This is a genomic window from Mesorhizobium sp. M1428 (assembly GCF_040317515.1).
Classification (GTDB): domain Bacteria; phylum Pseudomonadota; class Alphaproteobacteria; order Rhizobiales; family Rhizobiaceae; genus Mesorhizobium.
In genome coordinates, this window is record NZ_JAMYKT010000034.1 from 12674 (window position 1) to 39145 (window position 26472).

Annotated in this window: 25 protein-coding genes and 2 pseudogenes; 21 read left to right on the forward strand and 6 right to left on the reverse strand. The window is 56.7% G+C overall.

The window, feature by feature from the left end:
* Positions 1-53: 53 nt before the first annotated feature.
* The 3 genes from NKG60_RS28925 (at position 54) to NKG60_RS28935 (ending at position 2645) form a co-directional block, all read left to right on the forward strand.
* Positions 54-227 (forward strand): hypothetical protein, encoded by a 174-nt coding sequence (locus NKG60_RS28925; RefSeq protein ID WP_352465314.1) that lies wholly within the window; start codon positions 54-56, stop codon positions 225-227.
* A 436-nt stretch (positions 228-663) separates the two neighbouring features.
* Positions 664-1767 carry a glycosyltransferase family 9 protein gene (locus NKG60_RS28930; protein ID WP_352670386.1) on the forward strand — a complete coding sequence of 368 codons (1104 nt, stop codon included), beginning with the start codon at positions 664-666 and terminating at the stop codon, positions 1765-1767.
* A 140-nt stretch (positions 1768-1907) separates the two neighbouring features.
* Positions 1908-2645: a polysaccharide deacetylase family protein gene (locus NKG60_RS28935; RefSeq protein ID WP_352976275.1), complete on the forward strand. Its 738-nt coding sequence runs from the start codon at positions 1908-1910 to the stop codon at positions 2643-2645.
* Here the strand turns inward: NKG60_RS28935 and NKG60_RS28940 are convergent, their stop codons facing one another.
* Positions 2646-3035 carry a DUF427 domain-containing protein gene (locus NKG60_RS28940; RefSeq protein WP_352670383.1) on the reverse strand — a complete coding sequence of 130 codons (390 nt, stop codon included), beginning with the start codon at positions 3033-3035 and terminating at the stop codon, positions 2646-2648.
* Between the two features lie 125 nt (positions 3036-3160).
* Positions 3161-3547 carry a hypothetical protein gene (locus NKG60_RS28945; RefSeq protein WP_352493316.1) on the reverse strand — a complete coding sequence of 129 codons (387 nt, stop codon included), beginning with the start codon at positions 3545-3547 and terminating at the stop codon, positions 3161-3163.
* Between the two features lie 178 nt (positions 3548-3725).
* Between NKG60_RS28945 and NKG60_RS28950 the strand changes: the two genes are divergently transcribed.
* Complete coding sequence (locus tag NKG60_RS28950; RefSeq protein WP_352493315.1) at positions 3726-5354, forward strand: fatty-acid--CoA ligase; 1629 nt, start codon at positions 3726-3728, stop codon at positions 5352-5354.
* 83 nt (positions 5355-5437) lie between these two features.
* A complete protein-coding gene (locus NKG60_RS28955; RefSeq protein ID WP_352976278.1) occupies positions 5438-6223 on the forward strand; it encodes a DUF1499 domain-containing protein in 786 nt (261 codons plus the stop codon).
* 13 nt (positions 6224-6236) lie between these two features.
* Here NKG60_RS28955 and NKG60_RS28960 read toward each other — a convergent pair whose 3' ends face one another.
* On the reverse strand, positions 6237-7145 hold the full coding sequence (locus NKG60_RS28960; protein WP_352976280.1) for an MBL fold metallo-hydrolase: 909 nt from the start codon (positions 7143-7145) through the stop codon (positions 6237-6239).
* A gap of 114 nt (positions 7146-7259) precedes the next feature.
* On the opposite strand from NKG60_RS28960, the gene NKG60_RS28965 reads away from it, so the two are divergent.
* The 11 genes from NKG60_RS28965 to NKG60_RS29015 all read left to right on the forward strand — a co-directional run bounded on the left by NKG60_RS28965 (position 7260) and on the right by NKG60_RS29015 (position 19198).
* A complete protein-coding gene (locus NKG60_RS28965; RefSeq protein ID WP_352976281.1) occupies positions 7260-7850 on the forward strand; it encodes a biotin transporter BioY in 591 nt (196 codons plus the stop codon).
* 310 nt (positions 7851-8160) lie between these two features.
* Entirely contained in the window at positions 8161-8724 is a 564-nt protein-coding gene (gene nusG, locus NKG60_RS28970) for a transcription termination/antitermination protein NusG (protein WP_352493311.1), read from the forward strand.
* A 142-nt stretch (positions 8725-8866) separates the two neighbouring features.
* Positions 8867-10186 (forward strand): UDP-glucose dehydrogenase family protein, encoded by a 1320-nt coding sequence (locus NKG60_RS28975; protein ID WP_352493310.1) that lies wholly within the window; start codon positions 8867-8869, stop codon positions 10184-10186.
* A 41-nt stretch (positions 10187-10227) separates the two neighbouring features.
* On the forward strand, positions 10228-11505 hold the full coding sequence (locus NKG60_RS28980; RefSeq protein WP_352493309.1) for a sugar transferase: 1278 nt from the start codon (positions 10228-10230) through the stop codon (positions 11503-11505).
* A gap of 37 nt (positions 11506-11542) precedes the next feature.
* Positions 11543-12841, forward strand: a complete 1299-nt coding sequence (locus NKG60_RS28985; protein ID WP_352493308.1) for a nucleotide sugar dehydrogenase — start codon at positions 11543-11545, stop codon at positions 12839-12841.
* Positions 12841-13863 carry an NAD-dependent epimerase gene (locus NKG60_RS28990; RefSeq protein WP_352493307.1) on the forward strand — a complete coding sequence of 341 codons (1023 nt, stop codon included), beginning with the start codon at positions 12841-12843 and terminating at the stop codon, positions 13861-13863. Before NKG60_RS28985 ends, NKG60_RS28990 begins: the two co-directional genes overlap by 1 nt.
* A gap of 47 nt (positions 13864-13910) precedes the next feature.
* Positions 13911-14702, forward strand: coding sequence for a class I SAM-dependent methyltransferase (locus tag NKG60_RS28995; protein WP_352670376.1), 792 nt, complete (start codon positions 13911-13913; stop codon positions 14700-14702).
* Complete coding sequence (locus tag NKG60_RS29000; RefSeq protein ID WP_352493305.1) at positions 14680-15870, forward strand: glycosyltransferase; 1191 nt, start codon at positions 14680-14682, stop codon at positions 15868-15870. The genes NKG60_RS28995 and NKG60_RS29000 overlap by 23 nt, the downstream gene beginning before the upstream one ends.
* A gap of 49 nt (positions 15871-15919) precedes the next feature.
* Positions 15920-17131: a lipopolysaccharide biosynthesis protein gene (locus tag NKG60_RS29005; RefSeq protein WP_352493304.1), complete on the forward strand. Its 1212-nt coding sequence runs from the start codon at positions 15920-15922 to the stop codon at positions 17129-17131.
* Positions 17128-17961: an O-methyltransferase gene (locus NKG60_RS29010; RefSeq protein ID WP_352493303.1), complete on the forward strand. Its 834-nt coding sequence runs from the start codon at positions 17128-17130 to the stop codon at positions 17959-17961. Before NKG60_RS29005 ends, NKG60_RS29010 begins: the two co-directional genes overlap by 4 nt.
* A gap of 64 nt (positions 17962-18025) precedes the next feature.
* Positions 18026-19198, forward strand: a complete 1173-nt coding sequence (locus tag NKG60_RS29015) for a glycosyltransferase family 4 protein (protein WP_352493302.1) — start codon at positions 18026-18028, stop codon at positions 19196-19198.
* Positions 19199-19380: 182 nt separating this feature from the next.
* On the opposite strand, the gene NKG60_RS29020 is transcribed toward NKG60_RS29015, so the two are convergent.
* A complete protein-coding gene (locus NKG60_RS29020; RefSeq protein WP_352493301.1) occupies positions 19381-20193 on the reverse strand; it encodes a glycosyltransferase family 2 protein in 813 nt (270 codons plus the stop codon).
* A gap of 114 nt (positions 20194-20307) precedes the next feature.
* On the opposite strand from NKG60_RS29020, the pseudogene tnpC reads away from it, so the two are divergent.
* A pseudogene (tnpC, locus tag NKG60_RS29025) lies at positions 20308-21049 on the forward strand (IS66 family transposase); the annotation flags it as partial.
* A gap of 256 nt (positions 21050-21305) precedes the next feature.
* A complete protein-coding gene (locus NKG60_RS29030; protein WP_352493710.1) occupies positions 21306-21509 on the forward strand; it encodes a hypothetical protein in 204 nt (67 codons plus the stop codon).
* A gap of 194 nt (positions 21510-21703) precedes the next feature.
* Here the strand turns inward: NKG60_RS29030 and NKG60_RS29035 are convergent, their stop codons facing one another.
* Positions 21704-22087: a VanZ family protein gene (locus NKG60_RS29035; protein WP_352493522.1), complete on the reverse strand. Its 384-nt coding sequence runs from the start codon at positions 22085-22087 to the stop codon at positions 21704-21706.
* A gap of 256 nt (positions 22088-22343) precedes the next feature.
* Between NKG60_RS29035 and NKG60_RS29040 the strand changes: the two genes are divergently transcribed.
* Together NKG60_RS29040 and NKG60_RS29045 are read left to right on the forward strand one after the other, a co-directional pair.
* The gene (locus NKG60_RS29040; protein ID WP_352493521.1) at positions 22344-22604 is read left to right on the forward strand and encodes a hypothetical protein; all 261 of its coding nucleotides are present in this window, start codon (positions 22344-22346) and stop codon (positions 22602-22604) included.
* 421 nt (positions 22605-23025) lie between these two features.
* Positions 23026-23228: pseudogene (locus NKG60_RS29045) on the forward strand (recombinase family protein); the annotation flags it as partial.
* A 264-nt stretch (positions 23229-23492) separates the two neighbouring features.
* Here the strand turns inward: NKG60_RS29045 and NKG60_RS29050 are convergent.
* Positions 23493-25613: a hypothetical protein gene (locus tag NKG60_RS29050; RefSeq protein WP_352976285.1), complete on the reverse strand. Its 2121-nt coding sequence runs from the start codon at positions 25611-25613 to the stop codon at positions 23493-23495.
* A gap of 321 nt (positions 25614-25934) precedes the next feature.
* Between NKG60_RS29050 and NKG60_RS29055 the strand changes: the two genes are divergently transcribed.
* A complete protein-coding gene (locus NKG60_RS29055; protein ID WP_352493519.1) occupies positions 25935-26405 on the forward strand; it encodes a hypothetical protein in 471 nt (156 codons plus the stop codon).
* The last annotated feature ends 67 nt before the right edge of the window (positions 26406-26472 follow it).

Below are 26472 nucleotides of genomic sequence, written 5' to 3' on the forward strand. Positions count from 1 at the left end.
CTACTTACCGCATTGCACGAAAATTGCTGCGTGGCACAACGGGAGGCGGACCGATGGCAGTGCGTATCAGGTTGCCTGGCGGCACTCTGAAGATGAAGACCTATCGTGAGTTGCGAGCGCGGGAACGCGACCGCCGCGTGCCTGTGATGAAGATGGGCTCGCTGTATTTTGTCTGGTGGTCGAAGAGCCAGGACCTGCATCAGAAGCCGCAGGACAGCAGACGGTGAATCCACCTCGCTCTGACCTTGGTCAGTGTTTGGGTGGGAGTCAGAGTTCTAGCAAGCAAGGCCTGTCGTGAAGCCACGCGCGAGCGATATTTAACCGTATCGCCAAAGAACGGTGCCGCTGGTTGGGCGCGAACAGGTCAGACAGTTTGTTGGGGCACTGCGTGAACTCTTTCAAGCACGATCAAGGGGATGGAACACGCACTGTAACCTGGTTCCGCCTCGACTTAATCTGGTCGATCTTGAACCGATAGATCCCCCGCGCAAGCGGTGCTGCAGGCCACAAAGAACGGCCGCAGATAAGAGTTTCAGTCCGCCGGCATCTGACCTTACCGATTTGTAACCGAATTCACGCGAACGTGCGTGTGTCGGCTCCAAATCCCGACATCGGTTTCTGCCCAGTTTCCGGCCCCCGAACCCGCCCCGGTGCCAGAAACACGTGTTGCAGAACCCGCCCACGCACGTCCGCTCGATTCTCATCCTCCAGACGAAATTCATCGGCGATCTTGTCCTCGCTTCCGCGCTCGCCAGAAACCTGCGCCTCCAATATCCCAAGGCCAGGATCGTGTTCCTTTGCGAGGCGAACTTTGCCAGTTTCCTGTTGGCTCATGGCATCGCCTCGGACGTGGTGGCGTTCCGACGCGTACGGATGCGTGGCACCCCTGTGCAGCGTGGTCGCGAGCTTTACGCGATGGTGCGCGCTCTGCGCCGGTTCCGGTTTGACCTGACCATCGACCTGGCCGATTCCAAAACCTCACGCATCATCGTCAGGCTCGTCAACGCCAAGACCCGCGTCGGATATGATCCTCCCGAAAAACCGTTGCGCTGGCTGGAACGCCAGCCCGCCAACGTCCTGGCCAAGCCTTTTGGCTTTGGTGGCCAGCATTATCTATACCGCTATCTTTCGCCACTTGAGGCGCTCGGCGTGGAGTTGCGTGCGCCGGTCCCAAAGATTGAGCCGCTGCCGCTGGAGACCGCCAAGGCATTGGCGCTTCTTGACCGGCATCATCTTCGGCGTAACGCCTTCATAGCCGTTCATACGGGAGCGAGCTTCCGGGGGCGCCAATGGCAGCCGGAACGTTTTGCGCTGGCGATCGACGAGATCTCACGGCAGACCGGGTTGGACTTCCTGCTTGTCGGCGGCTCCGATGAACGGGCATCTGCCGAGCGCATCGTCGCCAAGGCCGCTTCGCCGGTCGTCAACGTGGTCGGGGCGCTGTCGCTGGCAACGCTGCTGGCGGTCCTCGGCCAGGCACGCCTGTTTCTGGGAAACGAGAGTGGCCCGATGCACATGGCCGCCGCCGCCGGAACGCCGGTTGTCGGCCTGTTCGGTCTGACCGAACCGGCCGTCTGGGGCCCTGTCGGCGTGGCCAGCGTTACGCCGCGGCCCTCCATGCCTTGCGAGTGCATAGCCAGGGACCTGTGCCGCCGTCCCGATCCGAGCAAGGCTTGCTGCGTCTGGCGACTTGAGGTCAAAGCGGTGGTCGACGCGGTGCGCGCGATCCTTTCACGTAAGGTTAAGGACGTGGAGCACGCATTGTGACCTCGCGCTTGCCAAAGGCCGGGCCGGCGGTCAAATTGCCGCTGCCGACGCTTTTGCAGGGGCATCGTCCCGATTTCCGCCTTGATGGCGGCCTTGGGGTCGCCGCTTCAATTTTGATCCGGCCGACCTGGAAATAATCGATGCGCCCGTTCCAAAAGTATTTTTGCGCCATTGCGATATCGCTGTGGGCTGTTTCTCCTGGCAACGCCCAGTTGCTCGTCGCACCGACGCTGCACATCAAGGCCGAGGCGGGCAGCGGCCGCGTCGCGCTGACGCTCGATGCGTGCGGCGGAAGGACCGACACACGGATTCTTTTGGCGCTGTTGGAAAACAAGATTCCTGCCACCATTTTCGTCACCGGCATCTGGCTCAAGCACAACGCCGCCGCTGTCGAGATCATGCGGGCGCATCCCGAACTGTTTGAATTGGAAAACCATGGCGGCCGCCATGTCCCGGCCGTCGACACGCCGCAAAAGATCTACGGCATTCGCAGTGCCGGCAGCCCGGAAGCCGTGCTGGCCGAGGTCGAATCGGGTGCTGCCGCTCTTGCCGTGACCGGCGAACCGGCGCCGAAATGGTTTCGCGGCGCAACCGCCGAATACAGCCCGTCGACAATCGCGATGATACGCAAGCTTGGTTTCAAGATCGCCGGATTCTCAATCAACGGTGATGGCGGCTCATTGTTCGGCGCAAAACAGACCGCCCGGCGCATTGCCGCGGCAAAGGACGGCGACGTCATCATCGCTCACATCAACCAGCCGACCCATGCGGCCGGCGAAGGCGTGGTGCAGGGACTTCTGGCGCTGAAGGCCAAGGGCCTCACCTTCGTGCGTCTCGACGATGCCGACGGCGTCGGCGACCAAGGCACTACCGACTGATCAGTCGGGCGTGGCCTCGATGGTCACCTTGTTCGGATAGAATGCGCCGTGGTCGCGGATATCGGCCATCTCGTCGAACGGCCGCTCATAGGCCCACATCGCATCCTTGCCTGCATCGCCGGCGGGCAGCACGCTCCAATAGCTGGCATCGCCCTTATAGGGGCAATGGGTCGAGTGTTCGGTCTTGCCAAGTTGTTTGAAGTCGATGTCGCCGAACGGAATATAGAAAACGGGAGGGTAGGGCGCTTCGGTCAGCACCTTGACCTTGCTGGACGAAGCGATGACGACATCGCCGGCGCGCACCGTCACGGTGCCCTTGTAAGGTTCGACGGTAATGACCTTGCCCGGATTCCGCTGAGAGCCTGGTGACGGGTTTGCGATCTGGTCCATATCGGATCTCCTTGCATCAACGCCAAGATGTGCCTGGCAAGCGCATTGCGCAAGACCTGGCAGCCACCGGCGGGCGTCGCCCGCGGGTGGCAGTCTTGCGCTTTCCTCCGGTATCCGGCCTAAAATCAGGCGGCGGCCTGGAATGCGTCCATCAGCCCGGCATAGGCGGCGGCAATGCCGGCCACCGGATTGCTGCTTTTCGAGGTGGTCTCGACCTTCAGCGCACCACCGCTGGTCGGCAAGGTGAGCAGCAGGAACTGGCGATTGCCGCCATCGCCGACGGAGGCGGCAGCGACGTGCTGACTTTCGCCCTGGTTCTCGACGCACATCTTGAACAAGAGCGTGCCGCCGACCGCCTCGAGGGCGCCACCGACGACCTCGACGAATTCATCTTCGGAAACGGCTTTGGCGTCGGGCACCAGATCGGCCTGCGCGACATCGGCCGCCACCAGATCGGCCAGACTTTCGGCAAGCGTATTTTCGAGGGCTTTGTCGTCGAGCTGCGCGTCCATGCGAACCTCTTTCATTCGCCAATCGCGCCCCGCCTGTTAATCAACGTTAACGCCGAGCATGGCCGGATTGTGGCGAATTTCGCCTCATTTGGCTCCATGCACCGCTTCAGCCCGGTTCTGGCTGGACAATCGGCCGGTTCGTCCCACAATGGCGCAAAAAAATAACGGGAGGAACAAGATGCTCGGGCTGATGCAGGAATGGCCGCTGCTTTGCCACAAACTGATCGACAACGCCGAGCGGCAGCACGGCAGCCGCGAGATCGTGTCGCGTTCGATCGAGGGGCCGATCGTGCGCAGCACATATGCCGAAATCCACGATCGTGCCCTGAAGGTTGCCGAGCGGCTCGAGCGTGACGGTTTCGGGCTTGGCGACCGCATTGCGACCCTGGCCTGGAACACTTCGCGCCACATCGAGGCCTGGTACGGCATCATGGGTGTCGGCGCCATCTATCACACGCTCAACCCGCGGCTCTTTCCCGAGCAGATCACCTGGATCATGAACAATGCCGGGGATAAGGCGATCTTCGTCGATCTGACCTTCCTGTCGCTGCTTGAAAAGATCGCCGGCGCGGTCAAGTCGCTGAAACAGGTTATCGTGCTGACCGACAATGCGCATTTGCCGGAGACTGCGCTGCCGAATGTGGTTGCCTACGAAGAATGGCTTGCTGAAGCCGCCGGCAACTTCGCCTGGAAGACATTCGACGAAAACACCGCCGCCGGCATGTGCTACACCTCGGGCACGACGGGCGATCCGAAAGGCGTCCTCTACAGCCATCGTTCGAACGTGCTGCACGCCATGATCGCCGCGATGCCCGACGCCATGGGCATGTCGTCGCGCGACACCATACTGCCGGTCGTGCCGATGTTTCACGCCAATGCCTGGGGCCTTGGCCAGAGCGCGCCGATGGTCGGCGCCAAGCTGGTCATGCCCGGTTGCAAGATGGATGGCGCTTCGCTCTACGAGCTGCTCGACACCGAGAAGGTGACCTTCAGCGCCGCGGTGCCGACGGTGTGGATGATGCTCCTCCAGCATCTGGAAGAGACCGGCAAGAAACTACCCTATCTGCAGAAAGTCGTCATCGGCGGCTCGTCCTGTCCACGCGCGATCACGACGAAGTTCCAGGACAATTACGATGTCCAGGTCGTCCACGCCTGGGGCATGACCGAGATGTCGCCGCTCGGCACGCTGTGCACCCTGAAGCCGGACTACGCCGGGCTGGAGGGCGAGGCCCGCCTGGGCGTCCAGCAGAAACAGGGCTTTACACCGTTCGGCATCGAAATGAAGGTGACGGACGACGCCGGCAACGAACTGCCATGGGACGGCAAGACCTTCGGCCGGCTCAAGGTCCGCGGGCCGGCTGTCGCGCGCGCCTATTATGGCGGCATCGGAGCCGAACAGTTCGATGAAGACGGCTGGTTCGATACCGGTGACGTCGCGCACATCGATCCCGGCGGCTACATGCAGATCACCGACCGCGCCAAGGACGTGATCAAGTCGGGCGGCGAATGGATCTCGACCATCGAGCTCGAGAACCTCGCGGTCGGCCATCCCGATGTGGCGGAGGCCGCCGCCATCGGCATTCCGCATTCGAAATGGGGCGAGCGGCCTTTACTGGTGGTCGTGCGCAAGCCGGGCAGGGAGCCGACCAAGACGGATATTCTCGCTTTCATGGACGGCAAGGTGGCGAAGTGGTGGATGCCGGACGACGTCGCTTTTGTCGGCGAAATCCCACACACCGCTGCCGGCAAGATCCAGAAGATTACCTTGCGCCAGCAGTTCCGGGACTATCACCTGCCGACGGATTGACCGGAGATGCGGCGTCTTTGCGCCTTCAAGCCGCCGCTGAAAGGCACTATGCCTTGATTCGGGTTGGGGCAGCGCGGAAAACAATGACGGGAATTCCCGAGCGACAAACGTCGAGGGCTGCCGGTTGGTCGCGGCGCGCCGGCGCGTTTTCGGCAGTCCTGCTGCTGACCGCTCTCATCGGCCATCGCTATGACCTCGTTGAGACCCAAGCTTTCCTATGGGTGCTTGGCATTGTCGCCTTGCTGGCCGCGTTTGCGCTTTTGTTTGCCGGGTTTGCCTTCGCGCGATTCTGGAACTTCGGTGATCGTGGCGGCCAAGACCTGACCGCCGGCGCCTTGCTGGCGCTTCTGGTGCTCATCCCTTACGCTGTCGCGGCCTATTGGGCGGCGACCTATCCGCCGCTGCGCGACATCTCGACGGATTTCGACGACCCGCCGGCGCTCGATATTTCTACCCGGACAAAGGACACGAACGAGCTTTTGCCGCCGACGCCCGGCGAGCAGCGCCTGCAAATCGAGGCTTATCCGCTTGTTACCGGACGCAGCTACACCTTGCCTCTCGATCGCGTTCTGGAGGCGGTCAAAACCGTGCTGGATCGGCGCGGCTGGCAGCTCACGGCGCCGTTTCCAGACGCAGCAGGGCAAAGCGACGTGACGGTCGATGCGCTGGCCAAGAGCTTCCTGCTTGGCCTTCCCGCCGATGTCGCCATCCGCGTGAGCGACGACGGCGATGCGGTCATCGTCGATATGCGCTCGGCCTCGCGTTACGGTCGCCACGACCTTGGCGACAATGCAGCGCGCATCACCGATTTCCTCGCCGAACTCGACCAGGAAGTCGCCGGCCAGGTGGGTGTGGCGCCGGCGGAATGATATCCGAAGTGCGCTACGTTGCCGGCGAATAGATGCCGTCGATAGCCGGCGCGCCATTGGTGTGGACCAGGCCGCGCGCCACCAGGTCTTCCAGATGGGCAAGCACCGACAGGCCGGCCGCGCCATGCAGGCGCGGGTCGGTGTCTCGATAGATCGCCTCCACCATGTCCTTGACTGTCCGGTCGCCGCTGTTGATCCGCTCCAGAATTGCGCGTTCGCGCATTTTGCGATGCGTTTTCAATCCGCCCATGAAGCTGCGCGGCTCGGTCACCGGCCCGCCATGACCGGGCAGCAGCAGCCGGTCATCGCGTTCGATCAGCCGCTCGAGCGATGTCATGTAGTCGGCCATCGCGCCATCCGGCGGCGCGACGATCGTGGTTGCCCACGCCATGACGTGATCGGCTGAGAAAAGGATGCCGGTTCCCTCCAGCGCGAAGGCCGCGTGATTGGCGGTATGGCCGGGCGTCAGCACCGTCCGGATCGCCCAACCGTCGCCGTCGATTACCATATCGTCCGGCACCGCAATATCAGGAACAAAGCCGGTGTCGGCGCTGGCATCAAGCGAATTGACCTCGCCGGGGCGCAACGGCCGCGCCGGGCGATGCCGGCCCTCCGCCAGAACCACCGCACCCGTATGCTGCTTCAGCCGCGCCGCCAGCGGCGAATGGTCGCGATGCGTGTGGCTGACGAAGATATGGCTGACCGGCCTGGTCCCGATTGCTTCGAGCAGTGTTCGAAGATGTGCCTCGTCATCCGGTCCGGGATCGATCACCGCCAGCGTCTCGCGCCCGACTACATAGCTGTTGGTTCCGTGAAAGGTGAATGGGCTTGGGTTCCTGGCGGTGACGCGTTGAATACCAGGCGCAACGGCTACGCCCTGGCCGTAGGCCGGATCGAAGCATGTATCGAATTTCAGCTCCATGCGAACGTCGCGACCTTTTTTGGGGCGAGGGCAAAACCGATTGCCGCATAGCACGGAAGCCAATATAGGAAAACGCAAGGCCGCGTTCGGCGGCAATCCGGAACGGGGAAGACCATGGCAACTGCAACGACGATGCGTCCGCTCATTTCTCTCGCTTTGCCTGAAAAGGGCACGGCCCGGCTGGCAGGACAGCTTTTGCTGGGGATCGCCGGAACGCTGCTGCTGATCTTGTCTGCCAAGACCAAGGTCATGCTCGGCCCGGTGGACATCTCGATGCAGACTCTCGCCGTCTTCCTGATCGCTGCCTCCTTCGGTATGCGCCTTGGCGTCGCCACGCTGCTTCTCTACATGGCAGAGGGCGCGTTGGGCCTTCCGGTCTTCCAGAGCACGCCCGAAAAGGGCATCGGTATCGCTTACATGCTCGGTTCGACCGGCGGTTATCTAGCCGGCTTCGTCGTCATGGCGGCGATCGTCGGCTGGGCTGCCGACCGCGGCTGGGATCGCCATCCTATCAAGCTCTTCAATGCCATGCTGGTGGCCGAGATCGTCATGATGGCAATGGGCTTTGCCTGGCTGTCGCTGTTGATCGGCCCGCAAAAGTCCTGGCAGTTCGGGGTGGTGCCCTTCATCGTCGGTGATCTGATCAAGGTTGCGCTGGCCGCGAGCCTGGTGCCGGCAGTCTGGTCGCTGTTGAAGCGGTCGTGAAACCCCATGACTCGGCGAGCCCGTCACACTAGCTTCAAGTCGAGGGACTAAGGACCAGAACCAACGGTCGATTCGGCACGACCAGCGTAACCAAGCATCTACGTATGGAAATTGCTCGACATAGCATCTCCGCCAGATGAAAAAGAAAGCGGCTCGGTGATTATTTAGGCACAGCTAAATTTCTGGACAATGTGTAGGAAATTCTTAACCCAACCGCTTTGACTCTAGTGGCTTGGTTGCTTGTTGGTATCCACACACTGTCGTAACCGTTGACCTAAGATCATGCCGCCGACCGCCGAAGGAAAGACACGTGAGTAGCGCGGAAAAAACAACGAGCAGGGTAACAGCCCTGTCGCCTGAGCCGACCGCCGCGCCGGCAACGCGCTGGTACGCCGCCAGCGTCTTTCCTGGAAAGGAGCACGTCGCCGAGCGGCATCTCCGGATCCAGGGATTCCAGCCCTTTGTGCCGCGCTGCGAGAAAACCGTGCGTCATGCCCGGCGGCTCGAAACACGAGTTGCGGCTTATTTTCCCGGTTATATGTTCATCGCCCTTGACGTCGCGTTGCAGCGTTGGCGCTCGATCAACGGAACCTTCGGTGTGCGTTCCCTCGTCATGCAAGGGGACCGGCCTTTGCCTGTCCCCTCCGGTCTGGTAGAGCGCTTCATTGCGTTGACCGGCAGGCATGGCTTGCTCGATTTCAGCGGCGGCCTCGCAGCCGGTGCTTCGGTTCGGATCCTTTCCGGCCCGTTCGCGGAAATGATCGGTCGCCTTGACCGGCTCGATCCAGCCGGAAGGGCTCGGGTTCTGGTTGCCATCATAAATGGCGAGATCCCTGTCGACCTTGATGCCAGGGATCTCGTAGCCATCGCTTAATCGCAAGCACCGAGGTGCCGCGAGGCGATGTAAATTGTAGGATCGGCTCTCGGGTTTTCACCCGGGAGTGCGGTAGCCGTTCTTTGGTGGGACCAGGCGCTGTCTGGCGAGATCACATCGGCGCTGATTGGGAGTATGCGATATGCGAATAACAATGATTGGAGCCGGCTATGTGGGACTCGTCTCGGGCGCCTGCTTCGCCGACTTTGGCCATCAGGTCTGCTGCGTCGATCGCGATGCGGAAAAGCTTGCGATGCTAAAGCTCGGCAAAATCCCGATCTACGAGCCAGGGCTCGACGAATTGGTAACGACGAACGTGGCGCAAGGCCGCTTGCGTTTCGACGACAATCTGGCGGATGCGGTTTCTCAATCTGATGTAGTCTTCATCGCCGTGGGCACGCCGTCACGACGTGGCGACGGTTTTGCCGATCTCTCCTTCGTATATGACGCGGCGGCAGAAGTGGGCCGCGCGATCAAGGGATTTACCGTCGTGGTGACGAAATCCACCGTCCCTGTCGGTACTGGCGATGAAGTGGAACGAATTATCCGGGAGCAAAATTCCGACGCAGACTTTACTGTGGTGTCCAATCCCGAATTTCTTCGCGAAGGATCGGCGATCGAGGATTTCAAGCGGCCCGACCGCATCATTGTTGGAACCGACGCCGAAAGGGCCAAGGCGATCATGGGCGAGGTCTACCGCCCGCTCTCGCTGAATGCGGCGCCGATATTCTATACGAGCCGGCGCACGGCGGAACTTACCAAATATGCCGGCAACGCCTTTCTGGCGATGAAGATCACCTTCATCAACGAAATTGCCGATCTCTGCGAGCGGCTGGGAGCCGATGTGCAAGACGTCGCGCGCGGCATCGGCATGGACAATCGCATCGGGGCAAAGTTTCTTCACGCCGGGCCGGGTTATGGCGGCTCCTGTTTCCCAAAAGATACGCTGGCACTGGTCAAGACCGCGCAGGACGCGGCAAGCCCGGTGCGGCTGATTGAAACGACGGTCTCGATAAACGACCAGCGCAAGCGGGCAATGGCGCGCAAGGTGATCGAGGCCTGCGGAGGCTCGGTTCGCGCCAAGACAATCGGTATCCTGGGCCTTACGTTCAAGCCAAACACCGACGATATGCGCGATGCCCCGTCATTGGCGATCATTCAGGCGCTCAAGGACGCGGGCGCTTCGATCAGGGCCTATGATCCGGTCGGTATGGACCAGGCTCGAAAGATGATCGAGGGAATTGATTTTGGGGAAAGCGCTTACGCGGTGGCCGACGGCGCGCATGCGATCGTCATCGTCACCGAATGGAACGCGTTTCGGTCACTTGACCTGAAGCGGCTCCGAGCACTCATGGCGACCCCGGTGATGGTCGACCTTCGAAACGTTTACCGCGAGGAGGACGTTGTGAAGGAAGGCATTTCCTACTCCAGCGTTGGCCGAGAGCGGTATCTGGTCAAGTGAATGTCCAGGTTTTTCATGGCGCCTGATTCGCGGGATTCAAATTGATCGCCACCACCATCCATTTGCCCAAGAGACGGCATCTGCTGCTCCGGATGCGCTTTCAGCTGCTTGGCGGATTGACATTCGCGATACTGCTGCCGGCGCTGATCCGCCTATCTGTCGATCACGAGGTGATCCGGTCACCGAACCTACAGGTTACGATCTTTGCGGCATTTACCGCTCACACGGCAGGTTATTTCTTCTATAAGCGTATCGGCAATTTCCCGGGTGTTGCAGCGGCTGGCTACATCCTGCCGACCTTCGCCCTGACCTATGGCCTGGTGTTCGCGACCATCTTCTTCTTTAGGTTCGACTACAGCCGGTTCCAGGCAGCGGCGAGCTTTATTCAATCGACATTGTGGTATTTTGGTTTGAGCTTGGCCACCCGGCGGCTCGATGCACACACGCTGGCCATAATCCCGGGCGGAGACGTCACCAGGCTGGAGAGCATACCGGGAGTTAGCTGGCACAGGATTCACTCGCCCGATACGGCCGTCGAGTATGCGACCGGTGTGGTGGCCGATCTTAGAGCCGACCTTTCAGATGAGTGGGAGCGGTATATTGCCGACAGCGCGCTCTCGGGTACGCCGGTCTATCATGTCAAGCAAATAAGCGAGTCGCTCACAGGCAGGGTGGAAATCGAGCATCTTTCTGAAAACACTCTAGGTTCCTTGAATCCAAACCAGGCCTACTTGAAAATAAAGCAGACGATAGACTGGGTTTCTGCGTTGTTTGTGCTTGTTGTTTTCTCGCCATTGCTGATGGTCGTGGCGATCGCGGTAAAGATCGATTCGCCTGGACCGGCGCTATTTCGACAGAAGCGAATGGGCTACGGAGGGCGTCCGTACGAGGTTTACAAGTTTCGAACGATGAAGCTCAGCGACACGGCTGTCGACGAGAAGGAAGCGGCCATCACGAAGGCCGGCGACACACGCATTACCCGTTTCGGGCAGTTCTTGAGAAAATCCAGGATCGACGAGTTGCCGCAGGCCTTCAACATCCTGCGGGGCGAGATGAGCTGGATCGGACCGCGGCCAGAAGCACTCGTACTCTCTAAATGGTATGAGGCGGAGCTGCCATTCTATCGATATCGCCACATCGTGCGGCCGGGCATTACCGGATGGGCGCAAGTCAACCAAGGCCACGTAGCGGCCGTGGACGATGTTCTGGAGAAGCTGCATTACGACTTCTACTACATTAAGAATTTCTCCCCTTGGCTCGACGTGCTGATTGTGTTTCGTACCATCCGAACCATGCTGACAGGATTTGGTGCGCGATGAGCGAGGGTGTTCTAACATTAAACCAAATGTGGAAAAGATGTCCCAAGAAAGAGTGTTTCCGTTGAATCTAGATTCCAAGAAAATAGCTATTATAGGGTTGGGCTACGTCGGATTGCCACTCGCCGTCGCATTCGGGAGGATCCGCGAGGTGGTCGGATTTGACATCAACGAACATAGAGTTCTTTCGTTGAAGAGAGGCGAGGACGCCACATTGGAGGCAGATAAGGAGGAGATTAGACTTGCCTCCGGTTTAACCTTCACAACTTCTGTGGCCGATCTTAAGAGCTGTGGCATATTCATTGTCACTGTCCCTACGCCGATTGATAAGGCCAACAGGCCCGACTTGAAGCCGTTGATTTTGGCTTCAAAGACCGTTGGAGAGGCGCTATCGCCTGGAGCAGTTGTCATTTTTGAATCGACCGTGTATCCGGGCTGCACGGAAGAGGTTTGCGCCCCATTAATCGAACAGGCATCAGGTCTCCGTTTCAACCGAGACTTCTTCATGGGCTACAGCCCTGAACGTATTAATCCAGGCGACCGAGAGCACCGGCTGCAAACCATTGTCAAGGTGACAAGTGGGTCCACTCCTGAAGCAGGAAAGGCCATTGATGAGTTGTACGCCTCAATCGTGCCAGCAGGAACGCATCTTGTAAGTCGCATTGCGGTGGCTGAAGCTGCCAAAGTGATCGAGAATACGCAGCGCGACTTGAATATTGCGTTGATGAATGAGCTTTCGTTGATTTTCGGCAAGCTCGGAATTGATACCTTGGAGGTGTTGGATGCCGCTGCCACCAAGTGGAACTTCTTAAGGTTCACCCCGGGCCTTGTTGGCGGTCACTGCATCGGCGTAGATCCCTACTATCTCACCCACAAGGCTCAAGAACTCGGTTACCATCCGGAAGTCATACTCGCAGGGCGTCGAATCAACGACGGCATGGGAAAACATGCAGCGGACCAGACAGCCCGCCTGATGATGCGCAAAGGAATATCCGTCGTTGGCAGCCGAGTTCTTGTGATGGGCGCAGCCTTCAAGGAAAATTGCCCGGATTTGCGAAATTCCAAGGTGGCCGACCTAGTCACACAATTAAAGGAATATAATGCCCAAGTTGACCTCTGGGACCCCTGGGTCGATCCGCAGGAATGTGCTCGAGAACTCGGCGTGCTTAGTATGAAAGACAGTCCCGCTTGGGCCTATGACGGTGTGATAGTGGCGGTGGGGCACAGGCAATTTCATGCGCTGGGGGCTGCCGGTCTACAGGCCCTTCGCAAGAGCCCAGGTGTCATTTACGACATCAAGGGCCTGTTTCCCAAGGAAATTACGGATGGACGTTTCTGATGAAAATTTTAGTAACCGGCGCCGCTGGGTTTATCGGCTATCACGTATCGAAGCGTTTGCTGGAGCGCGGTGATGAGGTGGTCGGAATAGACAACGTCAACAGCTACTACGACCCCGAAATCAAAGAAGCGAGACTGCGGTTGCTGGATCAAGCCAACCGCAGAAGCAATTCGGGCTTTCATTTCATCCGCGGCAATCTGGCTGAAAAGGGTGTGGTGGATGCTTGCTTTACTGCTCATTCATTTGATCGCGTGATCCATCTCGCCGCCCAGGCTGGGGTGCGCTACAGCCTGGAAAACCCACATGCCTACGTGGAAAGCAACATCACCGCCTACACCAACATCCTTGAGGCATGTCGCGCCGGTCGTGTCGCCCATCTGACGTACGCAAGTACCTCAAGCGTTTATGGGGCGAATACCAACATGCCCTTTTCCGAGCATCGCCCTGCCGACCATCCGCTGCAGTTCTATGCGGCGACAAAGCGCGCGAACGAACTGATGGCGCACAGCTACAGCCACCTGTTCGGCTTGCCTACCACCGGCCTTCGCTTCTTCACCGTCTATGGTCCCTGGGGCCGCCCGGACATGGCGCTTTTCCTGTTCACCAAAAGTATCCTGGCCGGGGAGCCCATCAAATTATTTAACAATGGCAACCATACGCGCGACTTCACTTACGTCGAGGACATTGCTGAGGGCGTTGTTCGTGCAAGCGACCAGCCCGCAGCACCGAATCCGGACTGGAACTCAGCTGATCCGGACCCTGCAACCAGTAGTGCACCCTGGCGGATTCTTAATATAGGAAACAGCACACCTGTGCCCTTGTCTGAGTATGTTCGCGCGTTGGAAGATGCCTTACAAATTAGGGCGATTACAGAACTCCATCCGTTGCAGCCTGGTGACGTACCGGACACTTTCGCCGATGTCTCCGAGATATCTAGAATTCTTGGCTACAAACCAACGACTAGCGTGAAGGATGGCGTAGCAATGTTTGTCGCGTGGTATAGAGAATACTACTCCATTTAATGAACGCGTCTCGTTGACACGCAATACTTTCCTGAAGAGGGAGACGAATGGGAATTGCTAGGCGGTTCATAAACTTCAACATCAAGGTCTGCCGATGGATAGACGGGTTCTTGCCTATTGCGTTGCGGCGCGACGGAAACGAGCATTTCCTTTCCCAGATTTTGCCGGGAGCATTTTCAAACGGTTCGCTGGTCTATGATCTTGGGGGCGGCTCTGAACCATGCATCCGTTTAGAAGATAAGATACGGATGAATTTGAGAGTTGTGGGTATCGACATAAGTGCTGAGGAACTAGCCGCTGCTCCAAGCGGAATATACGATGAAACGATAGCCGCGGATTTGTGTCAATACACTGGGAGAGGGGATGCCGACTCTGTTGTTTGTCAGGCCACACTCGAACATGTGTACGACACCGGGAAGGCCATTAGGGGTATTGCAAGTGTCGTCAGGCCAGGAGGTAGGGTGTTTATCTTTGCTCCGTGTCGAAACGCCCTCTTTGCTAGAATTAATTTAATTCTCCCTGAGTCGGTAAAGAGGAGGATACTCTTTGCAATCTTTCCAAAAAAAGGAGAAGGGCACGATGGGTTCAGAGCCTATTATGATAAATGTGTCCCCAGTCTTATCGAAGAATTGGCATTGCAGAACGGTCTAATTGTTGAGGAGCGTAACGTCTTCTGGATTAGTTCCTATTTTAGCTTTTTCGTGCCATTTTACATATTGTGGAGGGGATGGCAGCTGGTTTCATTTGCGCTGATCGGCAAAGATGCCGGTGAAACGTTTGCTTATGTTCTGAGGCGAAACGTCGGCGGTGGCACTGGTGCGCGCCAAGGGTCGGTTTAGGATACTTGGATTTGACGCCAGAGAGAATTGTGTGATGCGTAGGGCCCTGTTCGTTGTTCCTATCGATCGAGCGGGTGGCGCCGAGAGGGTTGTTTCGCTACTGGCAAAAGAACTGTCCTTAACGGACAATTGGGACGTCGAGATTGCCGTTTTGGCCGGACCAACGCCGTCATTCTTTGGAGGGCGCGTTGGAACAGCGCGGGTGAGCTATGGTGTTGGGGGGGGGCGTTTTGGGAGCGAGTGGGGGTTGCTCGCGAGGCTCCGCAAATCCCGCTACGACTTGGTGTTTTCGTCACACATACGGATGAATGCGTTTTTGGCGGCCTGCCACCGGGTTGGTTGGCTTCGCTGTAAACGGTTTGTCACGCGAGAATCCACGATCTTCGCCAAACGCTACGGAGGTCTTAGATTGGCGGCATATCGAACTCTCTACTCTGTCTACGGTAGTCAAGATTTGATTATCGCCCAGACCGGGGAAATGAAGGCGGCGCTAGAGAACGTGACGCCTCGCAGTGCATTTGATCGTGTCAGCGTGCTTGGGAATCCGATTGACGCTGTAGAAGTTGCTTCGCTCGCCGAGCAGGCGATAGCCACAGATTTTGAGGAAAGAACTGCCAACACGCCCTACATAGTGTGGTGTGGAAGGATGGTTGAGGTAAAGAGGCCGCTTTTAGCACTCGATACGCTGCACGAGATCGTGAGAACGACCGGGAGAAAATTGGTGCTCGTAATGATTGGATCTGGTCCTCTCCAGGCCGAGGCTGAAGGGTACGCCGCCTCACTAGAACTCACGGATCAGGTGATCTTTGCTGGGCAGCTTCAGAACCCGTTTCCTGTAATGAAGGGCGCACGCTACGGCCTGTTGACCTCTTCGCACGAAGGTTTTCCCAATGTCTTGATTGAGATGATGGCATGTGGGGTGAAACGAATCGTAACCACCCCTTGCTCTGGAGATCTTGACACGTTGGCCGGAGTAGTGGTCGCGGAATCCTCCAAGGAATCACTTGCAAAAGCTCTCCTGGAGGACCACGACGCACTGAAAACGTTGGAAGGCTATCGCGCGGCGATATCGACGCGCTCCGTGAAGCTTTATCTTTCATATGTAGTCGAAGGCGAAAACTCCGGAGAGGGAAACTTAGCGAAGCGGTTCCGAGTTAGCGTAAACTAGGTAAGAAATTCACCCCATCATAGAATTGGAGAGGTAAGTGTGGAGAACGATGCTTCGACTTGTCGAGGCTGTTGTGATAAGGTCTGGTCCCGGCGTAATTAACCTGATCACGCTCTTGCTGATAGGTAGATGGATGCCTGCCGCGGACTATGGGGCCTATAGTACTATAGTCGCCACGTCAGGCTTGGTATCCAGCGTGGCGTTCGGTCCATTCGCGTTCGCCATAGTCTCCCAGCATGCCAAGATTGCCGCTGAAGGTAAGATCAAAGAATACGAGTCGTCGCTTGTTTCACTGACTGCACTTGTCTCCCTAGTTCTGGCTGTCGTTGTATCTCTGCCGGCATATTTAGGATTGGTGCCGTGGACATTTATTGCGCCGTTCGTAGCGTTTGGGTTCTATACAACCGTTCAGGAAATATTGCACGCCCGCCTCTCTCTTTGGCTTTATGGTACAGCATCTCTCGCTCAGTCTATAGCCTACATCCTCCTGGCTTGGGTGATTATCAGACCAAATCCGACACCATCAATCGCTCTTATCGCCTTTTCAGCAAGCTACGCAGTCGCAGCAGGGATTTCTCTTTTGCTCTCCCGGCCGTCGATCTCATTACTGCCGAGATTATCTGTTGTCAGGGAGACGCTAAGAGTCGGAGGAAGTTATACGTTGAGCACTATAACGGAACAATGCTTGTATCTAGGAATGCGCTATGTAATATTGTGGTTTGGCACTGCGCAGCATCTTGGGGTATTTTCGTTTTCCGTTGACTTAGCACAGAGGGTTGTGGGGTTTATTATAAACGCGTCGTCTTTTGTAACAGTCCCGAACGCGTTTAAACATGCCTCAACCGGAGATACTTCAGAGTTTCGGCGAACGTTAATGGGGGGAGCCGCGCTAGCCGCCTTGTGCTCTTTTGTCGCCCTTGCTGGAATTATGGCTTTTTATGAAACTGGATATTTTAGTAGCGTCTCAAACGAACTGTTTCGCCCTCTCTCGTTCATTATAGTGTCAATAACAATCGTGTTGAACCGGACTAAGAAAATGGCAGTCGACCCTATTGCCATAAACAACAGACGTCCGCTCGTTATAGCCCTGGGATATTTGGCCGGGATCCCGGTAATGATCGCGTCTTGCGCGGGTTTGACCGGCTCTGGAATTTCGCTGGCTTTTGAATTGTCATACTTGTTCGCATACTGCGCATCAACTCTAATGACCTTGCTGCTGGTTAGACACCAGAGCTGGGCAACAGGAAGGATTTGTGGATGAAGCTCGCGCCATACATACAAGAGGCTGTACTCGGAATTCGTGCTAGAGTGAACAGTGCGGTTGACTCACGGTGGAACAACGCCCCTTTCGGAACTGCGCCACATGCCACTAGGGAGCAATACCTTAGGTGGCACCAGCAAGCACAACAGCAGGAGTACTATGAGATTGATCGGCTCGAGAGGGACCTGGGTTACACGATTGATCGGAAGTGGCTTGATGAGCTTGCGCTTCATACGCAAATCGTAAAAAAGAAATCCGATTTAGCCTATCCTCACGGGAGGTTGCTTTACACTTTGATGCGCAATATGCTCAGTAATTCGGGCCTAGATTTCGCAACGGTGCTCGAGACAGGTACAGCTCGGGGGTTTTCGGCACTTTGCATGAGCAAGGCGATGGCGGACCAAGGGGTTGCTGGCCGGATCGTTACGCTGGACGTCTTGCCTCACCTGAAACGGCAGATCTGGAATTGCATTGACGACCATGATGGGCCCAAATCTCGGGCTGAGATCCTACAGCCCTGGGCGGACTTGGCGCGAAACATTCTGTTTTTACAGGGGGACACTTTGGACCTCTTGCCCAAAGTCGGCTTGGATCGCATTAATTTTGCGTTTCTTGATGCCCAGCATATCGAAAGCAGCGTCATGCAAGAGTTTGAGTTGGTTTCGGCGCGCCAGAAGAAAGGCGATATGATCGTTTTTGACGACGTGACCAGCAAGCTATTTCCTGGCGTCGTTAAGGCAGTTGATAGAATTGAGAACTCTGGGCTGTACAGTGTGAAACGCCTAGTGATTTCTGACAGCCGTGCTTATGCATGGGCGCAACGAGTTTGAGCTCGGTGCCGCTGAAGGGCTGCGGTGCGTCCCTTGCGTTTAAGATAGATCTGGTGAGGGCCGTATGAAAGGCCAAAACCTGATCATTATTGTCAACTTGGCTTGGAACATCGTTAATTTCCGTGCGGGGTTAGTTCGTGCGCTGATCGCGGCTGGATATAGGGTCACGGTAGTTGCTGTTGCCGATGGTTATGAGGATCGGGTCGTCGAACTTGGTTGTGATTTTATACCGGTAAAAATGGCGGAACATGGAACGTCGCCCTTGGCAGACATCAAGCTGATGTGTCATTACTACAAGATATTTTCGACCACGCGGCCGGACGCCATATTAAGCTTTACTATAAAGCCGAATATATTTGGTAGTTTGGCGGCTAGCTGGTTGTCTATCCCGGTGATTAACAACGTCCCTGGACTTGGTGCTGCCTTCTCAGGTAAGAGGTCGCTCAGGTTTGTAGTAGAGGGACTTTATCGAATATCCTTCCGCAGAGCGTTTAAGATCATATTTCAAAACGATCAGGACCGCGAGCTCTTTTCGGAAAGGCGATTGGTCGAGCCATCGAAGACGCTGGTTGTTCCAGGTTCCGGAATAGATCTTTCGCATTTTCGAGGCTCGGCAAGGCTGGCCAATGACTGCTCAGCCGAGGGATTGACATTCATTTTCGTTGGTAGGCTGCTGCGCGAGAAAGGGGTTTTAGAATTTGTCGAGGCAGCGCGGGTTGTGAAGAGCTTGCGACCGGCTTCGCGGTTTCAGATACTGGGATTTATCGGAGAAGGCAGCAACGCAATAACGGAATTGGAGTTGGCAGCGTGGCAAGATGAGGGGATTGTTGAATACCTCGGATCCTCTGATGACGTTAGGCCATTCATTCAAAACGCTGATTGTGTTGTGCTCCCGTCATTTTACAGAGAGGGAACACCCCGGAGTTTGCTCGAGGCCGCTGCGCTCAGCAGACCTATAATCACCACGGATTGGGTAGGATGTCGGGACGTAGTGGATGATGGTGTAAATGGGTATCTCTGCAGAGTTAAGGATCAAGCGCACCTGGCAGAGCAACTGATGAAGTTTATTAATCTCGGCGCTGCCCAGAGGATGGCCATGGGAGCGGCGGGGCGGTCGAAAGTAGAGCAGCAGTTTGACGAGAGAGTTGTGGTCCGTCGCTACATCGATGCTCTCCAGGAGTGCGGACGCGAGGTTGGCACGCGTTCGAGATGGAAGCATAGGCGCCGCAAAAAATGACGGCGTACATTCTTGCCGGGATCTGGCCGTCATGCCGAAGCTAATCCAAAACGATTGTGGCGGTGTTTTCGTATCTTTGCCGTGTCAGCGTATCAGCATCAGGATAGTCCGTACACCTATGAGGTCAAGGTGACACTGAATAGCCTCGGCCCGAGTCTGAGGGAGGGTGAGAGATACTCACACTATTGCCTTCCCGTCAGGGCCTGCCGGAGTATGAATACGGAATAGTACACACTGGATAACAGAGACCGTGCCGCAGCTGTGACAGACCTATGTCGACCAAAAATAAACCCTAGCAGGATCGTTATTTTGTGTTTTAACATTGGCGCAGGGCTACCTCTTTTTACATTGCTGATGACCGAAGTCAGGCCACCTGGAAAGTAGCACTTAACACCAATCGCTTCATCGACACACATAACGTCATAATTAAGAGCTAATCTGTACCAGAGGAGCGAAGTGGGTACCCGCCGGGCGCCCCTATAGTATTTCTCGACCACTGACTTTAGAATTTCCGAGCGAACGATCTCACGTTTATCGCCTTGTACGTGGTCGTCGAACCTCATTTGAAGGAAGTTGGTCCGTCTTCTTACAAACTGGCTTCCATGGAGGCGCCCGTCTGCTTCCATGTAATGTACGACAATCCCGCACAGACCATCGTCTGTGCAGCCCATCAAATGGTTAATTATAGCTGGAATATTTTGCACGATGATTTGATCGTCGTCATCGTAGATTGCGATGAATTTGCCTCTAGCTCGGGCAACGGCTACCCGCCTCGACCCCGCACTTCCGGAATTCATGCCTGAAGTGACAGTCAAACGAGAATCCTTGATCGAAAGCAGTTCCTCCAAAGTTCCATCGGTTGATCCGTCTACATGGATGCAAACTTCGATCGGTTGGTCGCTCGCCAAAATATCACGGACCAAGGCGGTTGCCATCTCGCGTCGATTGAACGTCGCGATACAGAAACTTAGGACGGGAGTTGTATCTGCAAACATTGTAAGGAGGCTGCTCCGGAAGGTGGAATCTCGCGACACCCTATGCCATGGAACGTCTTGGGCGTCGATCTAAAGAATTCGGGCTGAGCGACACCCCAAAGGAAAAACCGTGCCGCCTCGCGCGATCGGCGGCAGGAACATCCTGAGCGCCATCTGGAGACCTCTAGCGGCATTCTGCAGGCGGACGCCTATAGCGGCTACAATCCGCTCTTCAAGGCAGATCGTGGCCCTGGTCCGCTGACCCAGACGCTGTAATGGGCGCATGCGCGCCGCAAGTTCTTCGTGCTCGCCGACATCGCCACCAATGCCTAGCGCGGCAAGGATGCCGCACCAATCTCCCCGATCGCGTTCGAGGCGGTCAAACGAATGGACCTGCTGTTTGATATCGAGCGCGACATCAACGGTCTTGCCGCCGACGAACGCCTGCAATGACGCCAGCAGGAAAGCCGGCCGATCGCAGAGGCGCTTGAGGAATGGATGCGGAGCGAGCGGGCAAAATTGTCCCGAAGCTCTCCGCTTGCTGAGCCAATCGACTATGTGCTGAAGCCGCTGGAACGGCTTCACGTCCTTCCTCAGCGACGGCCGCATTTGCCTGACTAACAACGCCGCCGAACGGGCGCTGCGTGGTTTTGCTCTCGGCAGGAAAGCTTGGCTGTTCGCAGGCTCCGATCGCGGCGCTGATCGGGCCGCCTTCATGGCGACGCTGATCAACACCGCCAAGCTCAACGACATCGAGCCCCAGGCCTGGCTTGCCGGCGTCCTCGCGCGCATCGCCGACACGCCGATCACACGGCTCGAGGACTTGCTTCCCTGGAATTGGAGCCCAATGGCGATCGCAGCAGGTAAAGCCGCCTGATCTGGGCCTCACATAAACGAGCCATCAGATGGGATGTCGCAGCTCGGCTCTTTACACCCTCAGATATGTCGCCGAGATGCTCGGCGAAGACGAAGACGCTTTGCGCGATTGCTCGATCGAGATGTTCTCAGAAGACGGTCGCCTGAGCATGAGCGATGAACTGATCCGCCTTCCAGGTGCCCTGGAGCCAGGGCGCGCGCCGTGATGGGCCTGAGCCGGCCTTGACGATCGCCAGACCAGCGCCAGAATCCGGCATATGGAAGACGAAAACTACATCTACGGCGAGCGCACCGGCCTGCAGCTCGTGGGCATGGCGATCGAACTCACCTGTCCAGCCGGCGTTCTGCCGAGCGAGGAGGCGGTCAATTTGCTCTATGGACCGTTGCCGGTGAATGAGGGCGAGGCGCTTGCAAAGGCGATCATCGAGACGGACGAGCGACTGACCCGCTGCTCGAATTGACACTCTCGCCCCGATCATCGAGACCTAAGTCTGACCTGCCCGCGCGATGGTCCGGTGCACAGGCGGCGTCGGGAACAGCCGCGGCTCTTTGTACTTGGTAGCGTCATCTCCAGGAGGAGAAATTGGCGCAAGAACAGGCCCCTCGCGCGCTGATTAGGGCCCGCTGGCCATTGCTGGGTTTGGCAGGCGGGCTCTTAGTTAGGAGACTCTCCGCGAACTAATTTCTTTGTCCAGCTTGCAATCGCGAGCCCGCATGCGATGCCGACACAATCGGCAAACCAGTCGAAGATATCCATGTCGCGACTTATTATTTGCATGCCCTGCAGTATCTCGATCGCGGCGCCGGTAAGGGCGAGAAAAACTATCAGTCTTGCTCTGTGCTCTGGCCAAGCGAGACTGCCGATAGCCGTCAGCACGACGAACGCCGCGGCGTGATTGAGCTTGTCATCATGAGAGGTGAGGCCGAAACCAAAATTCTGCAAAAGCCACACCGGTGAGAGCGCGAGCACGAGGACACCGGCCAGTGTGACCAGAAAAGCAGTCCTTGCCGCGATGGGAAAAGGTCTTACACGCAACAAATGGGGTCACTCCTTTGTCTGGCGGGGGATCTAGCTAAGCATTCCGGGTTCAATGCGGCAGCAGGAGGGCGGGCGTCAACCACCCGATCCATCGGCGCATGGGTATTAGGTTTCCCTCATCACCGAAACCCTGCAACGAGCGCTTCGTATATATGTGTGCTCGCCGCGCGGAGGTGCTTGACGCACAGCTTGACCTCCCCCGGCTGGAGCCACTGCGTCGCGGGTCGCTTCTTGACGCCGCCGGAGGTGGACCGGCATGTTCCTGGACCCGCTTCCACAGCCGTTCCCTCATATCGCGACCCAGGCTGATGAAGGCCGAGCCGACATATTTTCCGGTGCCAGGTTGCGCCAGCAAGGCGAATGCCGCCTTGCCCGGCTCGCGCTCGACGCCAAGCAGCTCGCATTCCTGGACGGTGAAGCTCTTGGTCTCAGCCAGTTCGATGTCGGGCCGCTGCGATACGGGCTGTCGGCGCGCTTGGAGACAATGCCCTCGAGTCCCGCCTGGTCGGCGAGATAGAAGATCGCCTTGGGATCGCCGGGGATGGCCTCGCTGAACTGGATGCGGCGGCCGCAACGAAGCAACGAACGGCAGTTCGCTGAATTCTGTGCAATGCACAGACATGATGCGACATTATGGGCAAAGACTGTGATACGGCGATCGTTGAGGACTAAGCCTTTTCTGCACACAGAAGGATACATGATGCCTTGGATTACCGCGACCTGCCCGATCTCGAAACACCGTGCAACTCTGATGTCGGAGACCGTTGACGATGTAAGGACGTTTAGCTGCCCGGCATGCGGTGAGTTTCACATCACAACGGCTGCGCTTGTTAAATTTGCAGCACTGTCGGTAGAAGAGAAGTTAGAGCGCTTCGTTTACGCAAAGTCGCTAGCAAGCGACGAGCACGCTGTTACCGTCGCGGTTGTGTAAATAAGCGATATTCGCGCGCTTCCGCGAACTCGGCAGTGCGCGCCAGGTCCTGATCTCGATGATCGATGATGGCGTGCATTCCCCAGCCCATCCGACGGCAGGAAGATGGTGTTCTTCGACTGGATTCCGATCCGCTACCGCAACGTGATCTCGATCCTGAAGAACCCATTCTACGCCGGCGCCTATGTCTATGGCAAAAGCGAGAAGCGCGCCAGATGGGTCGGCTTGGCGCTTACTCAAGACCGCTGGTGACGAGAACATGAACGGCCGTTATTGGCGGACGTAGGACGTAGGCGCTGGTCGGCAGCATCCAGCAAGCAACCGTGCGACGGCGGTGCCGTGTACTGAGCCGTGATCGCGTCAAAACGTCAAAACTTGCAAGCGCAATGGTATCGAACAGCTTGGCTCTCGGACCTCCTCAGGCCGCGGCCTTGACACATCGCTTGCCAAGTTCTCGCCGATCTTTTGCAAGCTTCAATATTCGATGAAGTCCAGTATTACCCTGAGATTTTCGAGCATCAGACCTGCACCTTTATGGTCTGAATTGATGGTGACTATGTCGCCCCGATCCAAATAGCAGCCCGCCTGGTTTGCTCGGACACCAGCATCGCGACAAACGAACGAACTAAATCCTTCTGCAGCCGTGTCAATCGTGGCGATACTAATTGATGCTCCGTTCCGATCCCGCGTCAGCGAGAGACTTCGACAATTCTTTTCGTCGGGTGCCGCGTCCAGCGACACCAAATATCTGCCGCGAGTGATCAACGTCCGACGCCGCGTTACGAACACGCCCTTTCTGACAGTACCTTTGGCGGACAAATTGCCGACCTCGACGTCTACGTGTTCACCATGGATGTAGTTTTGGGTGTTGCCCTCCAGGATGACCGTTCCTCCCACTCTGTTTGTTTTACCCCACAGAACTGAGTAGGGGCTATCGAGATAGCGCCACAGCACAGACCCGTTGATTGGTCGCCACACAGCGGTCCCGTCGAAGATTCTTTCATCGGTTCCAGTGGGACCGCCGGAGAACTCCGAAACGCCAGCTGCCATACAGATGTAACAGCGATCCTGGTTCCTGCAGAGGTCGTCGACCAAGTATTTGCTGCCACCCGCCCATGCCGCAATGGATTCGCTGCCGTCGTCAGGAACGGCTGTGCCGATCCCAGATGGACCGCCAGACCATCCCGAAATACCGTCAACGGTTGAACGATAGAATCGACCATCATTGACGACTAGAGAGTTCCTTTTGTACAAGGTCTGCGCTTTCCAAGGTGCAATGCTCGTACTGTCGCCGGCGATCAATACGTCCCCTTCGATGTCGCAATTGTCTATGCTACAATGCGCTGCTCGAGTATGGAGAGACGTGATAATCAAATCGGGATCTGTGCCGCCCAACGTGTTGTTGCCACGAGTTATGAGGCTGTTCACGATAGCACGCGACGGAGCAGATATCTTCAAGGCTCCTCGTTGGGCATTTTCGATCCTCATTTTGTCGATCTGGACATCGAGGTCGGAAAAGCCAATCTGATCTGCATTTGCCTCGGCTGAGCGCATATCGACAGCTGAAAATCCAGGTGAAGAAATCACCGATCGTAAAGTGATGTTCTTGAAGACGAGACCAGAGCATTCTCGAATAAAGACAAACCCTGTATCTTCTAAGCATATATTTTCAAGAGCGATATCGCAGACCGGACCAGACCCTGCATGATTTCCGGCGGCCCAGTCCCACCCGATATAAATGGAAGGGTTGTTAACCCCATCGCCGATTTGGCTTCCACTGATGTTACTTACAAAAATGCGTTTTCCAACCTGAAAATTCCGTACCGCAGAATTAAGGAGGTATTCGTTGTATGTATCTGGCGTCGTTGTCTTATAGTTTATGGTAATGATGTTGCCGACGTTATTAACCGAAAAATCACCAATGGAGGCGTCAACCTGATCGTTCACGTCGATGCACTGTTGCGTGCGCTTTGTTCCTTGGAAGACGCCATTGCGAATGATTGCCCGCTTTGAAGTTCCATCTAAGTCGATAGCTTCAGAGAAATCGCTGAATATAAAATCGGTGACTACGATGTTTTCGCAATACCGGAGGTTGTACCCGCCTGTCATTCTGTCATGACGGTGGCCCATTACCTGGATATTGCGGCTGTTCTGAATGTGAGAGAAATATCCGCTCCGATTCCCGCTGGAATGTCCAACGGTGTTCAAAAAGCGCAAGCCGTCGATGCCTACGCCATAGAAGAAACGTTGGTTTGAATTAGCTGGAGCGTGGTCGTTTGTAGGGTCAAACGCGACGTCTTTGAATGTCACATTCTTGACCGAGCCGACTGTCAGATTCTTGTCGGTCGCAAATACTGGTTGAATATCGGAAGGTGCGACGCCAGGTCTGTTGACGCCGTGAAAGACGACTCCATTTCCAGAGATTGTAAAATTACCCTGGGTTACCGCAACCGCTCTGTAGAGTTTGTTTGGAAGGTTGCTGAGCGTAAAAGGCGATTCAGCTCCGGGGATCATCTCGTAAACTCCAGCGGGCAACGACACGCCGCCAAGCGCCATGTCGAGTTCTAGCTGGATCCCTGCTGCGTCATTTGCCATATCGCGCTCCCAGGCGCCGCTTTGGCTCCCCTGGCCACTTCTAGGCGGAAAATCGACTTTTGTTGGACATCTAATCAACGTGTCAGGGACCTGCAGTCGCTATCATCCGATTGTGCTCTGTTCCGAGTAAATCGTCATCTTGATGATGCTGCGGTGGCGTGCGATGTGGGCTCGTCTGTTGGTCACCAAAATCGCACCGTGGGGTTGAAATCCGGGGCGGCCAGTTGGCGGCAGTATTCGCGGCTCCACTCGAGGAATGGCGGCGTCATCACGTGTGTGGGTATTCAGAGTGCAGTAGAAACACAGTTGGCGGAGGGCGTCTTGTCGTTCAAGAAGGTAGGTCTGCTTAGTCTAATACTGCTGATGTTCGTTTCTGGCTTTCTTGGCCTTATCGTGACGCAAAGAGATAGTTCAAGGGCACCACTTAAGCCCTTAACGGCACTTGAACCGCTTCACGGCGCGTTTTTCATTCAGACAATCGATGATCTTCGTGTGGGCGGACACAAGATCATGCTGTGCGGCGTTGCATTTACGAAGCCCCAATCCATGCGCGGAATGGTAACGGAAGCTGCGCGCCGGGACTATCAGGGTGTTGCCTTGACCTGCAAGCCGGTCGGTACAGGAACACCCTGTGATGGCAATGTCGCGCCAAAATACGCCGATGCTGTGATTGTCCAGTGCTTTACGTCTGACGGGGCGGATTTGGCCGCGAAACTAGTTGAGAGCGGGATTCTGTGTGGACAGAGTGCCCAAGCGGGCACAACCTACAGGCCTTGCTCGCCGTCGTCGTAGCTCTGTCGCTGGTCGTCGTGATCAGTGGCCCCAGATTGCAATGTGCGATAGGCTTCTACAGAGAAGA

What these genes read in the sequence shown, in the direction of transcription:
- NKG60_RS28965 (WP_352976281.1), top strand. Translation starts at nt 7,260, where the DNA reads ATGGCAACTGCAACGACGATGCGTCCGCTCATTTCTCTCGCTTTGCCT.
- NKG60_RS29005 (WP_352493304.1), top strand. Translation starts at nt 15,920, where the DNA reads ATGCTTCGACTTGTCGAGGCTGTTGTGATAAGGTCTGGTCCCGGCGTA.
- NKG60_RS28925 (WP_352465314.1), top strand. Translation starts at nt 54, where the DNA reads ATGGCAGTGCGTATCAGGTTGCCTGGCGGCACTCTGAAGATGAAGACC.
- NKG60_RS28950 (WP_352493315.1), top strand. Translation starts at nt 3,726, where the DNA reads ATGCTCGGGCTGATGCAGGAATGGCCGCTGCTTTGCCACAAACTGATC.
- NKG60_RS28935 (WP_352976275.1), top strand. Translation starts at nt 1,908, where the DNA reads ATGCGCCCGTTCCAAAAGTATTTTTGCGCCATTGCGATATCGCTGTGG.
- NKG60_RS29010 (WP_352493303.1), top strand. Translation starts at nt 17,128, where the DNA reads ATGAAGCTCGCGCCATACATACAAGAGGCTGTACTCGGAATTCGTGCT.
- NKG60_RS28960 (WP_352976280.1), bottom strand. Translation starts at nt 7,145, where the DNA reads ATGGAGCTGAAATTCGATACATGCTTCGATCCGGCCTACGGCCAGGGC.
- NKG60_RS29020 (WP_352493301.1), bottom strand. Translation starts at nt 20,193, where the DNA reads ATGTTTGCAGATACAACTCCCGTCCTAAGTTTCTGTATCGCGACGTTC.
- NKG60_RS28955 (WP_352976278.1), top strand. Translation starts at nt 5,438, where the DNA reads ATGACGGGAATTCCCGAGCGACAAACGTCGAGGGCTGCCGGTTGGTCG.
- NKG60_RS29015 (WP_352493302.1), top strand. Translation starts at nt 18,026, where the DNA reads ATGAAAGGCCAAAACCTGATCATTATTGTCAACTTGGCTTGGAACATC.
- NKG60_RS28945 (WP_352493316.1), bottom strand. Translation starts at nt 3,547, where the DNA reads ATGGACGCGCAGCTCGACGACAAAGCCCTCGAAAATACGCTTGCCGAA.
- NKG60_RS28990 (WP_352493307.1), top strand. Translation starts at nt 12,841, where the DNA reads ATGAAAATTTTAGTAACCGGCGCCGCTGGGTTTATCGGCTATCACGTA.
- NKG60_RS28975 (WP_352493310.1), top strand. Translation starts at nt 8,867, where the DNA reads ATGCGAATAACAATGATTGGAGCCGGCTATGTGGGACTCGTCTCGGGC.
- NKG60_RS29030 (WP_352493710.1), top strand. Translation starts at nt 21,306, where the DNA reads ATGGAAGACGAAAACTACATCTACGGCGAGCGCACCGGCCTGCAGCTC.
- NKG60_RS28985 (WP_352493308.1), top strand. Translation starts at nt 11,543, where the DNA reads ATGTCCCAAGAAAGAGTGTTTCCGTTGAATCTAGATTCCAAGAAAATA.
- NKG60_RS29050 (WP_352976285.1), bottom strand. Translation starts at nt 25,613, where the DNA reads ATGGCAAATGACGCAGCAGGGATCCAGCTAGAACTCGACATGGCGCTT.
- NKG60_RS28995 (WP_352670376.1), top strand. Translation starts at nt 13,911, where the DNA reads ATGGGAATTGCTAGGCGGTTCATAAACTTCAACATCAAGGTCTGCCGA.
- NKG60_RS28940 (WP_352670383.1), bottom strand. Translation starts at nt 3,035, where the DNA reads ATGGACCAGATCGCAAACCCGTCACCAGGCTCTCAGCGGAATCCGGGC.
- NKG60_RS29040 (WP_352493521.1), top strand. Translation starts at nt 22,344, where the DNA reads ATGTTCCTGGACCCGCTTCCACAGCCGTTCCCTCATATCGCGACCCAG.